This window comes from Paenibacillus profundus (assembly GCF_021369635.1).
Taxonomy (GTDB): Bacteria; Bacillota; Bacilli; order Paenibacillales; family Paenibacillaceae; genus Paenibacillus_B; species Paenibacillus_B profundus.
Window position 1 is genome coordinate 507,235 of sequence record NZ_JAJNBZ010000001.1, and the last position, 11,654, is coordinate 518,888.

Here is an 11,654-nt window from a genome sequence, read left to right on the forward strand (position 1 = left end):
GTTGGTACTAGCTAGAGAGAACACATACGTGAGGTGGATGAGAAATGAAAACTGTACCCGTTGGCGTATCTGCTCGCCATATTCATTTAACCCAAGAACATGTTGAAGCATTATTTGGACCTGGGTATCAATTGACGGAATTTAAGCCGTTGTCTCAACCGGGACAATTTGCTGCAAATGAAACCGTTGAAGTTATCGGACCGAAAGGATCCTTTAATAAAGTACGTATTTTGGGACCGGCACGCCCGGCTTCTCAATTGGAAATTTCCCGTACGGATTCCTTCGCTATCGGTGTGAAAGCTCCTGTGCGCGAATCCGGCGATATTAATGGAACTCCAGGCATCTTGGTCAAAGGGCCTGCAGGAGAAGTGGAATTGCAAGATGGCGTTATCGTCGCAGCTCGTCATATTCACTTTCATACATCAGACGCTGAAAAATATGGCATTCAAGACAAACAGAAGCTCCGCGTTGCTGTAGGTGGCGAACGTGGTGTCGTATTCGATAACGTTGTCGCACGCGTATCTGCGAACTTCGCGCTTGATATGCACATCGATACGGATGAAGCAAACGCAGCGGGCGTCAAGAACGGCGACACTGCGGAGATCATTGACTAATTCACGCATAACTTTACAATAGGTCACATCAGAGAATGCAGCATGTCCACTCCGGACTTGCTGCATTTTTTTTAATATGATGATATCGGGAGCGTTCAATGCTTAACGACATTGCTGTCAAAAAGAGATTCTGCATATCACAGAATTGATGTTCAATTCCCCTAATGGTATAATTTGAAGTAATGCTTTTTTAGCTACTACCTTACAAAATTACGAATTATACAGAGAATGAATAAGAGGAATATACTATCACAAACCAAGAAGAGGGAGTGGCCGACATGAGCAAAAAGTCGAAGGATTACTCCAAATATTTTGATTTCTCGAACGCAAAAGTTATTTCCGAAGATGAACACGGTAAACGCATCCGTATAAATGGTCGTGAAATCAACATTATTTCGGAGCCAAACCAACGTGAAGAGAAGCAGCGCGGCAAGCAAGATATTCAAGTTCATTACGACAATGCAGTCGCGGAAGAGTTGCAAGGTCTCGGGAACGGGAAGAAATATCTAATCTATACGTTCGGCTGTCAGATGAACGAGCACGACTCCGAAACGATGAGCGGATTGCTCGAACAGATGGGGTATGAGAAGACCGATGAAAGAAAGCGAGCGGATATCATTTTGCTGAACACCTGCGCGATTCGAGAAAATGCGGAGGATAAAGTATTCGGTGAGCTGGGACATTTAAAGACATTGAAGCTGGAAAAGCCGGGCCTCGTGCTTGGGGTATGCGGCTGCATGTCGCAGGAAGAAAATGTAGTCAACCGCATCATGCAAAAGCATCATTTTGTCGATATTATTTTCGGCACGCACAATATACACCGTCTTCCTTATTTAGTGCGCGACGCTTTGTTCAATAAGGAAATGGTTGTCGAAGTGTGGTCGAAAGAAGGCGACATCATCGAGAATCTTCCGAAGAAGCGCGAAGGCATGCGCGGCTGGGTGAACATTATGTACGGATGTGATAAGTTCTGCACATACTGCATCGTTCCCTATACCCGGGGGAAGGAGCGCAGCCGCCGTCCTGAGGACGTGATCGCGGAAGTGCGTGAGCTTGCCCGTCAAGGCTTTAAAGAGATTACTTTGCTGGGACAGAACGTCAATGCATACGGCAAAGATTTTACAGATATGAAATATACGTTCGGGGATCTGATGGATGACATTCGCAAGGTTGACATTCCACGGATTCGATTCACGACTTCCCATCCACGAGATTTCGATGATCATCTGGTGGAAGTGTTGGCGAAACGCGGCAATTTGGTGGAACATATCCATCTGCCGGTACAGTCCGGGAGCAGCGAAATATTGAAGAAAATGAGCCGCAAGTATGATCGTGAACTGTTTTTGGATCTGGCCGGGAAAATTAAAAAGGCCATTCCTGACGTTGTGCTGTCGACGGATATTATCGTCGGTTTCCCTGGAGAAAGCGACGAGCAATTTGAAGAGACCATGTCGCTGGTGAAGGAAGTGGAATTCGACTTTGCCTTTACGTTCATCTATTCCCCGCGTGAAGGAACACCAGCAGCCGGAATGGAAGATAACGTTCCGATGGATGTGAAGAAGGCCAGATTGCAGCGATTAAATGAATTGATGAAACAGCTTAGCCGCAAGAGCAATGAAAAGCTGCTTGGCGAAACGGTGGAAGTGCTCGTCGAAGGCGAAAGCAAGAACAATTCGGACATTTTATCCGGCCGTACGCGCACGAACAAGCTCGTTCATTTCGCAGGATCGAAGGAATTGATTGGCCAATTCGTCAACGTCAAGGTGTATGATGTCATGACATTTTACATTAAAGGCGAGCTTGTCACAGAACCGATGCAAATAAGTTCTTAAAATTTTCCTCTTTTTAGGTTACAATGAACAGAGGATGCTTGATACATTTTCCAATACACTAGTTCGAATAGATGGGAGAGGTTCTCATTGTCGCAACAATCACAATCTTCGCCGCAAGACTCGCATCAAGCCCATCAGACGGGCTGCGGTATACCTTCGTTCAATACGCGCGATTTACTCGTGCGCGATGATATTATGGCAAAGGCCAAACAAATGGCCGAATTGATATGCACAACTGACGAAGTGCAGCATTATCAGCAGGCAGAGAAGCTGGTTCAACAGCATAAGCGTGTGCAGGAGCTCATCCCCCTCATCAAGAAGAAGCAGAAGGAAATCGTCGCTTTCAAATCGTTCAAGAACGAGCAAATGGTAGACAAAATTGAAACGGAGATCAATTCGCTTCAAGATGAGCTGGATAACATTCCGCTCGTTGTTGAATTTCAACAGAGTCAGAGCGATGTAAACTACTTGTTGCAGCTCATTATGTCCGTCATTCGAGATACGGTGTCGGATAAAATTAATGTAGAGGCGGCAACACCAGAGGATCCGGAGACATGCAGTGACTAAGGTCTGCACAATGTAGGAACCAGCACCAGAGCGGTGCTGGTTTTTTTGTTTTTTATTTTGCAATATAGAATATATAAAAGTCATAGCGGAAGATCTTTTCATCTGGGAGTCGTCCCTTTCCCCATCGCGGAGAAGATATGCCTGTTTCATCCCTTGCCGTACTCTCCCCTTCATTCAGACTGATAGCATTACGCTTTCATTCAAACGAAACATACTGCCAGTCTTTCGTACAATGCCCTTAGCTCCATTCTCCCATACTGTCAGGAAGGAAAACGTCTAGGATAAAGAAAAGCCCTGCTTTTTCGTATGCCATACCATGAAACGACTGATTATACTGGCAGTTATCCAGAGCAAGTAGTCGATTTATGAACATAGGAAAGAGATAATGACAATTTATTGAACGAAATCGACAGTGTTATGGATAACAGTTGTCAAATGTGAGACAAATTTAAAATATATATGTGGGATATATTGACAATGGGAATAGGGTATGGTTATATAGCACTAAGAAAAAGTTTAAGCGCTTATCGTTATAGGTATATAGTATTACATATTTGAGGCAGGAAATAGTCATCAATACTCTGTACGAGGTGACTCATGAAGCAGCGCAAGCGAATCGGAGAATTATTGGTCGACGTCGGTCTCATTACACCTACCCAATTGCAACATGCTTTGGCGGAGCAAGCGAAGCGGAAAGGTCGTTTAGGAGATATTTTGCTGTCGGAAGGTTTCATTAATGAGCAGCAGTTAATCGAAGTGTTGGAATTCCAATTAGGGATTCCTCACATCCAGCTATACCGCCAACAGATCGATCAGCAAGCCATTGATCTCATTTCGCAGCGTCTTGCCGAACAATACCGGGTTCTTCCTTTGCGAATTGACGGGTCGAAGCTCATCGTAGCTATGGAGGATCCGTTGGATTATTATGCTCTTGAAGAGTTGCGTCTTGCCACCGGATACCGGATTGAACCGACAATTGCCTCGCGAGAGGAGCTTGCGCGCACGATTCGGCGTTATTACGGAATGCAGGAATCGGTGGACGAAATGCTGCAGCAGCTGCAGATGCATGAGGAAGAATCATTATCCGCCCAACTCGAAGACGAGCAATCCCCAGTTGTCAGAACGGTAAATCAATTAATTACACAGGCAGTTAATATGCGGGCGAGCGATATTCACCTCGATTCTCAAGATGATGAACTAGTAATTCGTTATCGTGTAGATGGCGTGCTTCGTACCGAGCGGACGCTTCCTAAGCATATGCAGAATGTTATTGTAGCCCGAATCAAAATTTTGGCCGACTTGAACTTGACTGAACGCCGTTTGCCTCAGGACGGCCGGTTCGAATGGCTCCACGATCATGCTCAATGGGACGTTCGCGTCTCTACTCTTCCTACGATCCATGGCGAGAAAGTCGTCATGCGGTTGCTCAATCAGCACCACGGCCTGACCGGGTTGGAACAGCTCGGTTTCACCCCACATAATTTAACTCAATTTCAGCAAGCAATACAATCGACATATGGCATTGTACTGCTGACCGGACCGACCGGCAGCGGCAAATCAACAACTTTATATGCGGCGCTATCTCAGCTTTATCACGAGGGCATCAATGTTATGACGATTGAAGATCCGGTCGAATATCAGCTGCCGGGAATCAATCAGGTGCAAGTCAACGCGGCAATTGGGATGACCTTTGCCCGCGGGTTAAGGGCGATGTTGCGTCAAGATCCGAATATTATTATGGTCGGAGAGATTCGCGATCTGGAAACGGCAGAAATCGCCATTCGAGCGGCGATGACCGGGCATCTTGTACTGAGCACCTTACATACGAACAGCGCTGTTAATACGATGACACGATTGATGGATATGGGGGTAGAGCCGTATCTTGTCTCCTCATCTCTGCTCTGTGTCGCCGGGCAAAGGCTCGTGCGGAAGGTCTGCCCGCACTGTGCGCGGCCATATAGACCTGCATTGGAAGAGTGCGAGTGGTTAGGACGATATAACTTGCCAGTCGATGGGTTGCGACGCGGCGAAGGGTGCGAAACATGCTCACGGACCGGATATCGGGGAAGACTGGCCATTCATGAGGTGCTGACGATGGATGATAAGCTGCGGATGCTCACCATGAATAAACGTCCGGATAGTGAATACCGTGCGGCGGCTGCCGAGCAGAACTTTGCCTCTCTATTCGAGGATGGTCTGCGCAAAGCGGCAGATGGTCTAACGACGATTAGCGAGGTGTTCCGCGTAGCGAGCCCGACGGATGAAGAACGGCAGGAAAGGGGTATGCAGAACTAAATGAGCATTTTAAAGCATTGGTCCGAGTGGCTTGCAATCGCAGTGGCCAAGGAAGCGTCCGACATGCATCTGTCACCTGATATGCCCCCGATGATGCGCGTGATGGGCGAATTGCAGGTGATGGGGAACCGCATTCTGACTGGAACGGACTGTACCGAGCTGTGTGAAGGGTTATTGTCGCAGCAGCAATGGAAGCAATTCGTCATCCGGGGGGATGTGGATGCCGCAATCCAGCACAGCGAGGCTGTTCGCATCCGTCTGCATGTGTATCGCATGCAAGGAAATCCATGTCTTGCGGCCCGGATCGTTCATAGCAAGGCGGCCTCCATCGATTCGTTGGGACTGCCAGAAATCACGCGACAGCTTATTCAACAGAAGCAAGGACTTGTGCTTGTCGTTGGTCCGACGGGCAGCGGGAAGTCGACTACGCTGGGTGCTTTTGTGAACGAATTGAATCGGACGAAGCCGCTCCATATTGTGACGCTGGAGGATCCGGTGGAAAAGGTGCATCGCTCCCAAAAAGGTCTTGTTCATCAAAGGGAAATTGGAATTGACACGCCTACGTTTTATGATGGCTTGCGTGCTGCGCTACGGCAGGATCCAGACATTATCGTCATAGGAGAAATGAGGGACAATGACACTATCTCGACAGCCCTGAGTGCTGCAGAGACGGGGCATCTCGTATTCGGAACTCTGCATACGTCCAATGCCGCCATGGCTATCGATCGGCTCATCGACAGCTTTCCAGGCGAGACGCAGCAGCATATCCGCTCGCAATTGGCGTCGGTGCTCGTTGGCGTAGTGGCGCAGCGTCTGGTGCGAAGACAGTATGAGAAGGGGATGACAGGCATATTCGAATTGCTGGTCAATATTCCAGCAGTGGCGCACTGCATCCGCTCGGGCAGGACACATCAATTGCCCGGTATTATGCTGACGAGCCGAGCCAACGGTATGATTACCTTTTCCCAAGCGTTTGCAGACGCGGCGGCCAGCGGACTCATAGCTTATGATGCGGTGCAGCCGGATATCGATAGAGGCGCAGAACTTGGAGAAGCGGTTCGAGGCGAACACTAAATTAAAGCGCTTATATATTTGGGTGAAATGAGGTTGTTAACGATGCCTGATTTTCATTTCCAGGCGATTGATGAATACGGTGTGTTCCGGCGCGGCGTCGTGAAGACGTCGACGAAGAAGCAAGCTGCGGAGCAGCTGCAAGCAAGGAACTGGTGGGTTACGAAGCTTGAGGATCGCAAAGGTCATTGGCTGCATCGCGATATTGCTCTTGGTGGACCGCGTGTGAAGGTAGGGGAGATGACTGTATTCTGCCGGCAGTTCGCCACGATGGTGCGTGCCGGTATCCCGCTGGCGGAATCCATTCGCATCCTTGCTGAGCAGACGGGCAATAAGCCGTTCGGCGAGGTGCTGCAGCAAGTGCTCGAGGATTTGGAGTCGGGCACGTCGTTGTCACAAGCTGCCGAACGATACCCAGGCGTATTTAGCCAAATGTTCGTTAACATGGTAAAGGCTGGCGAAGCATCGGGAAAGCTGGACGAGATGTTGGAGCGATTGGCCGTCTTCTATGAGAAGGAGCACCAAACACGCGAAAAAGTAAAATCAGCCATGATATATCCGATCATTATGCTCATCATGACCATCGTCGTCGTTACGGTATTAATGATATTCGTCATTCCGAAGCTCGTATACAGCTTCACGACGATGGACATCGAGCTGCCGCTGCCGACCCGGATTGTGATGGCAGTGAGCGAGTTCATGCAGCACTACAGTTATATTGTCATTCCGGTCATGGCGCTGCTTCCGTTTTTATGGATGTTCCTGAAGAAGCTGCCGCGCTTGAAGTACCCTTGGGACATGGCAAAGCTGCGCATGCCGGTGTTCGGCACGCTACAGCAGAAGCAAGCGCTGGCGCGGTTCACCCGAACGTTCGCTTCGCTCTTCGGCGCAGCGATACCGATTGTCGACACGCTGACCATTGCGGCTCGTGTCACTGGCAATGAAGTGTACGGCCGCATCATACGTGATGCGCGAGAAGATATCAAGAGCGGGCAGTCGTTGACGGAAACGTTCAGTGAGCATGCTTGGTTTCCCCCGATGCTGGTGCAGATGATGGCTGTCGGGGAACGGACAGGTAATTTGGATGAGATGATGGAGAAGGTCGCCGATTTTTACGAGCGCGACGTGGAAACGATGTCGGATCGCTTGAAGGCAATGCTTGAGCCGCTCATGATTGTCGTGCTTGCTGTAGTTGTCGGCTTCATCGTGCTGGCGGTTATGCTGCCGTCGTTCAAGCTGATGGACAATCTGAGGTAATCAGTATTCCTAAAGGTGCAAGTTCAAACAGGGGACCTTCCACAAAAATTATAGCGGTTTTACGGAAGTAAAACATATATCATTTTTCTAGAGAGGGGAAAGGTAAATCATGAGTATGACATGGGTACAGGAGCGGGTGAAGGCCGCTCGGAACGAAAAGGGGATGACGCTGATCGAGCTGCTGGCGGTTATCGTTATTCTGGGGATTATCATCGGGATTGCATCAGTCGTTATTATCGGTCAGTTCGATAAGGCAAGAGATGGTTCAGACGCAACATCAGAGAAAATTTTAATTGAAGCTGCTGAACGATACGTATTGGAAAAGAATTTGAATGTTCCTGACACAGGCACGCTTGAAGTTCAAGTTAAAGAAATGCTTAATGCAGGATATTTAAAAACAGAACCTAAAAAATCCAAAGAGAATAAGCCATATACAAAAGTTGTAATTTCGCGAGAATCGGGAAACACAGCTAAGCTCAATTTCACAGTAGAGTAAACATGAATTTTACAAAAAAAGAAAAGGGCTGTCCCAAAAGTCATCAAAATGACAAAAGGTAACTCGCAAGAGTTACCTTTTCCTTAGGGGGAACGATGATGGAAATGGCATTGTGGGTCGTTAGCTTCGCCCTGCTTGGGCTCTGCATCGGCAGCTTTCTTAACGTCGTCGCTTACCGGGTGCCGCGTGGGGAATCTGTCGTGGCTCCGCCTTCGCGTTGCCCCCACTGTGGGGAGCAGGTGCGGCCGTACGATCTGATCCCGGTCATCAGCTACATTATCCTACGGGGACGCTGCCGCTCTTGCGGTATGCCGATCGCGGCGCGCTATCCGTTGGTGGAGCTGTTGACGGGTGCCGCCTTCGCCGTCGTAGCCTGGAACATGCCGTGGAGCGGGGAAGCCATTGTCGGAGCACTGCTTAGTTCGGTCCTAATTGCAGTCGCGGTGACCGATATGGATTGGCGTATCATCCCGAACCGCATTCTTATATGGGGGATGGGACTCGGGGTATTCATGCGCTGCTTCATTCACCCGCTGCCATGGTGGAATTATGCGCTCGCTGCCGTTGTATGCTCGGGGCTGCTTCTTGTGCTTGCTATCGCAAGCAACGGTGGAATGGGCGGAGGGGATATTAAGCTATATCTATTCATTGGGATGGTGCTCGGTCTAGCTTCAGCGCTGTTGTCGCTGTTTACAGCGAGTGTGCTGGGGCTATTGTACGGCTGTGTACTTCTATGCTTCAAGCCTGCCTTCGGCAAAGACCGTTCTTTGCCGTTCGCGCCATTCATTGCTGTAGGCGCATGGTGGGCCTATTTGTACGGGGAAGAGTTTCTGCATGCGATGCTTCAATATATCGTTGCTGCATAGGAGGTGTGCGTATGAAGCTGCGTAGGAACAGCAATAGAAGAGTAGGGCTGGAGATTAACGATACGTGGCTGCAGGCTGCTGAAATTATTGAACAGCCGTCGGAAATCCAAGTTGTGCAGGCAAAACGGATGCCGCTGTCAGCAGGGATCGTCGTGGAAGGACGCGTCATTCATCCGGAGCTCTTGACGGCAGCCATCTTAGAGCTATGGGAGGAAGCTGGTTTTCAGTCGCGCGAGGTAATTTTCGGCATTCCAAGCGCTTTTGTGTTGATTCGGCATTATCAGCTGCCGTCTGTCGTGAAATCGGAGCTGAAAAAAATGATTGATATGGAGCTTGAGCTGCGAACTCGGTTGCCGTTCGCCGATCCGATTTATGATATTGTGTCTTATCCGCAATCTCCGATTGAACGAAAAAAAGAAGAGGATGAATTGGAGTTGGATCCAGTTCTGGCAGTCGGCAATGCTCACGATGAAGCTGCGGCTGCAGTCGTAACAGAACGGCGCATGACCACGTTATGGAGCAGGCTCCGAAGCGGGTTGCGCAGGCCCTCGCACCGTGATCAGCCTCATGTCGAATTAACGGTGCGCAGCGATGTATTGTTGGTAGCTGTGCCGAAATCGGAGATGATTCGGTACCGCGATGCGATGGAAGCTGCCAAGCTAGTGCCGCGCGTCTTCGACATCAAGCCATTGGCGTTGCATCGATTGCTGCCGCGCCTCCCGCAGGTAGACGATGCCCGTACATATGTTACGGCTAGCATACATGCGATGCATACGGATATCTTTCTCTTCCATCGCGGGCAGCTGCGTCTGACGAGGAGCTTATCCATTAACATATCCGCCTCCATATCGATGAGCGGAAGCAGAGTATCGTACTTGTCTGGGACGATGATGAATGAAACGGAGATATATGAATCGGTGTGCGATGAGTTGGCAATGGAATTGGAGCGGTTAATAGATTTTTACCGTTATTCATCCCAGCAGGAGAGTGAATCGATCCAGTTCGTGTTCATTTGCGGGGATACGGACGGCTTAAAAGCAATATATTCAGTGCTGGAACGGAAGCTGGACATGCCAGTCAGGATGATGGAGGAAACGGACGCGTTAACGACGGAGCTGGATGATCCTCTTTATCCATTTGCAGTTCCAGTTAGCTTGGCGTGTAGAGGAGGGGGCGTATGAACCTGATGCACAATACGGCGCCCATTCATCCAGAGCATATTAACTTGCTGCCGATTCGTCCGCGTCTCGAACAGCGTTTCCTGCTCTATTTATGGTCCGGCATCGGTGTGATGGTCGTTGCAGCTGCGTTGCTGACGTTCGCCTCCATTCAATATAGCCAAGGGACCGAACGCATGAAGGCGGATATGAACCGGCTGAGCAGTCAGATTGCCGAGGCGCGACTGCAGAAGGAGCCGGCCCCTGCTACAGTATTTTTCACACAATTGACAGGTCAATCTAATGCATTGAAAGCAGAGCGGCTCGACTGGGGAAGCATGTGGAATCGGTTGACTGATGCGATGCCAGATATGATGAACTGGAAGCGAGCTGACGCGGAATCCACCGCAGATGGCAGGACTGATATCATCAACATGTCATTCATTGCTCGCGATGCGGATGCTGTCGCGGCTTATCTATCTCTTTTGCAGTCAATGGATGAGGTGCAGTCCGTACAATTCCAGCAATGGTCAGGCAATACCGAGCAAGGAACCAATGTGGAGCCGCCGTTATTGGAAGTGGATTATATCGTCACGTTACGGCCGCGCGGCATGAGGGAGGCGACGAAGTGATATGGCGGACACGATAGGCAGACGAACGCAGTCCTCATTAAAGAGCAAGAAGCTCTGGTTAATTCTCATATGGGTAGGCGGGCTCTTGCTTCTGCTTGCCATCTTTCTGTTCGGATGGCTGCCTGTCCAAGAAGCGCGTCAACAACTCACTGCATTAGAAGATGTGGAGATGCTTGAAAAACGGCTTGCAAGCATAAGCAGTCAACCTGATCCGATCCAAACAACTGCAGCAGATTGGCTCAGGTGGCATCGGGCTGTCCCCGGGCAGCATGACGAGAGCGCATGGCTGCAGCAGGTGCGGGAGCTATCGCGCAGAACAGGGATTAACGTGAAGAAGCTGCGCTTCGTAGAGCGTCAGCTTCTGCTTGCCCCGTCCGAGCAGAGGCTGGAAGAAGCCGATGCGAATGCGGCAGGAGCGGCATCAGGCGCCGAGAATGAATTCGGCGATGAAGGTGCACCTCCCTTAGTGGAGGAGAGGGCGCAGTTGGCAAACGAAGGAACTCCTGCGATTGAACAGTGGACGTATGAGCTGGAAGGAGCGGCTGATTACGAAAGCTGGTTGTCGTGGCTGTCAGATATACAGCGGCAGGAGCGGCTGCATCGACTGGAGAAATGGACCATGCAGCATTCGTACAGTATTGATATGGCTGCTACAGACAGCCACAGTAAGGAGCTGTACAATGTGCAGCTGACCATTCATGTGTATACATCCCCTGGTACTGACGCACTGGCGACAAGTTGACAGCTCTATTAGAAGTCCGGTGAAAAGTTAGACAAACTGCAAAAGTGCGTGTCAATGGGGTATTGAGCGTCGTTTACATGTACAATTACATCCTATGCCCCGAATATCGTCTGTTTTTACAAATT

At 49.6% G+C, this 11,654-nt stretch carries 11 protein-coding genes; all 11 read left to right on the forward strand.

Features of this window, described 5'->3' with window-relative positions; genetic code table 11:
• Positions 1-44: 44 nt before the first annotated feature.
• The 11 genes from pduL to LQV63_RS02280 all read left to right on the forward strand — a co-directional run bounded on the left by pduL (position 45) and on the right by LQV63_RS02280 (position 11,529).
• Entirely contained in the window at positions 45-614 is a 570-nt protein-coding gene (pduL, locus tag LQV63_RS02230; protein WP_019425069.1) for a phosphate propanoyltransferase, read from the forward strand.
• 278 nt (positions 615-892) lie between these two features.
• Positions 893-2,446 (forward strand): tRNA (N6-isopentenyl adenosine(37)-C2)-methylthiotransferase MiaB, encoded by a 1,554-nt coding sequence (gene miaB, locus LQV63_RS02235; protein ID WP_233695472.1) that lies wholly within the window; start codon positions 893-895, stop codon positions 2,444-2,446.
• Between the two features lie 87 nt (positions 2,447-2,533).
• Entirely contained in the window at positions 2,534-3,013 is a 480-nt protein-coding gene (locus LQV63_RS02240) for a RicAFT regulatory complex protein RicA family protein (RefSeq protein ID WP_233695473.1), read from the forward strand.
• Between the two features lie 597 nt (positions 3,014-3,610).
• A complete protein-coding gene (locus LQV63_RS02245) occupies positions 3,611-5,308 on the forward strand; it encodes a GspE/PulE family protein (protein WP_019425072.1) in 1,698 nt (565 codons plus the stop codon).
• Positions 5,309-6,382 carry a type IV pilus twitching motility protein PilT gene (locus tag LQV63_RS02250; protein WP_019425073.1) on the forward strand — a complete coding sequence of 358 codons (1,074 nt, stop codon included), beginning with the start codon at positions 5,309-5,311 and terminating at the stop codon, positions 6,380-6,382.
• 42 nt (positions 6,383-6,424) lie between these two features.
• Positions 6,425-7,636, forward strand: a complete 1,212-nt coding sequence (locus LQV63_RS02255) for a type II secretion system F family protein (RefSeq protein ID WP_233695474.1) — start codon at positions 6,425-6,427, stop codon at positions 7,634-7,636.
• A gap of 109 nt (positions 7,637-7,745) precedes the next feature.
• On the forward strand, positions 7,746-8,132 hold the full coding sequence (locus LQV63_RS02260) for a type II secretion system protein (protein WP_233695475.1): 387 nt from the start codon (positions 7,746-7,748) through the stop codon (positions 8,130-8,132).
• Between the two features lie 95 nt (positions 8,133-8,227).
• Complete coding sequence (locus LQV63_RS02265; protein ID WP_233695476.1) at positions 8,228-8,998, forward strand: prepilin peptidase; 771 nt, start codon at positions 8,228-8,230, stop codon at positions 8,996-8,998.
• An 11-nt stretch (positions 8,999-9,009) separates the two neighbouring features.
• On the forward strand, positions 9,010-10,179 hold the full coding sequence (gene pilM, locus LQV63_RS02270; protein ID WP_233695477.1) for a type IV pilus biogenesis protein PilM: 1,170 nt from the start codon (positions 9,010-9,012) through the stop codon (positions 10,177-10,179).
• Positions 10,176-10,787, forward strand: coding sequence for a hypothetical protein (locus LQV63_RS02275; RefSeq protein ID WP_019425078.1), 612 nt, complete (start codon positions 10,176-10,178; stop codon positions 10,785-10,787). The genes pilM and LQV63_RS02275 overlap by 4 nt, the downstream gene beginning before the upstream one ends.
• Position 10,788: 1 nt before the next feature.
• Positions 10,789-11,529, forward strand: a complete 741-nt coding sequence (locus LQV63_RS02280; RefSeq protein WP_233695478.1) for a hypothetical protein — start codon at positions 10,789-10,791, stop codon at positions 11,527-11,529.
• Positions 11,530-11,654: the final 125 nt, after the last annotated feature.

Coding starts and splice junctions, on each gene's coding strand:
- pduL (WP_019425069.1), top strand. CDS start 45: ATGAAAACTGTACCCGTTGGCGTATCTGCTCGCCATATTCATTTAACC.
- miaB (WP_233695472.1), top strand. CDS start 893: ATGAGCAAAAAGTCGAAGGATTACTCCAAATATTTTGATTTCTCGAAC.
- LQV63_RS02245 (WP_019425072.1), top strand. CDS start 3,611: ATGAAGCAGCGCAAGCGAATCGGAGAATTATTGGTCGACGTCGGTCTC.
- LQV63_RS02250 (WP_019425073.1), top strand. CDS start 5,309: ATGAGCATTTTAAAGCATTGGTCCGAGTGGCTTGCAATCGCAGTGGCC.
- LQV63_RS02255 (WP_233695474.1), top strand. CDS start 6,425: ATGCCTGATTTTCATTTCCAGGCGATTGATGAATACGGTGTGTTCCGG.
- LQV63_RS02260 (WP_233695475.1), top strand. CDS start 7,746: ATGAGTATGACATGGGTACAGGAGCGGGTGAAGGCCGCTCGGAACGAA.
- LQV63_RS02265 (WP_233695476.1), top strand. CDS start 8,228: ATGATGGAAATGGCATTGTGGGTCGTTAGCTTCGCCCTGCTTGGGCTC.
- pilM (WP_233695477.1), top strand. CDS start 9,010: ATGAAGCTGCGTAGGAACAGCAATAGAAGAGTAGGGCTGGAGATTAAC.
- LQV63_RS02275 (WP_019425078.1), top strand. CDS start 10,176: ATGAACCTGATGCACAATACGGCGCCCATTCATCCAGAGCATATTAAC.
- LQV63_RS02280 (WP_233695478.1), top strand. CDS start 10,789: ATGGCGGACACGATAGGCAGACGAACGCAGTCCTCATTAAAGAGCAAG.